Below are 480 nucleotides of genomic sequence, written 5' to 3'. Positions count from 1 at the left end.
GGCTTAGTCAACTAAGTTATTTCCACATCTATTCTAAGTCTGTAATAACAAAATTTTCTACTACCTTCTTGTTATAGCCTTTGTAACCACCCTGAAAATCCCGTCCGGCAATAGCGATAAAATCCGCCATTCTCTGAGAATTTAATTGTGATAATAATGCCTGATAATCACCATTGTACTTGATAAAATAACCTGAATATACTGTGGAATCCCTATTTTCATGAAGAATAAAATTAGGAAAACGATTCATTGGAGAAAAGATTATTTTCTTTCCAAACGAAGAGTCCAGACCTTGTGCACGACCGAATGCATACCAGGAGACAGAATTAATCTTTCCATTATCCCGCTTACTAAGTTCTTCTTTTACTTTTTTTAAATATGAATAAGCATGGGGATATTCGTTTTTTAGTTTGATTTCAGGAATAATTTTATGTTTGTTTTCACTATTTTTTTCATAAGGGAAAAGAATATATTCAGTAA

Annotated in this window: 1 protein-coding gene; it reads right to left on the bottom strand. The window is 32.1% G+C overall.

Annotation, left to right across the window (positions count from 1 at the left end; genetic code table 11):
* Positions 1-28: 28 nt before the first annotated feature.
* A partial coding sequence (locus NQ036_RS15435) for a hypothetical protein (protein WP_257060016.1) occupies positions 29-480 on the bottom strand: 452 nt, incomplete at its 5' end.

Source organism: Brevibacterium sp. 91QC2O2 (assembly GCF_024580695.1).
GTDB lineage: Bacteria > Actinomycetota > Actinomycetes > Actinomycetales > Brevibacteriaceae > Brevibacterium > Brevibacterium moorei.
The sequence above is the reverse complement of the archived record's forward strand: the minus strand, read 5'-3'. Positions and strand labels throughout refer to the sequence as shown.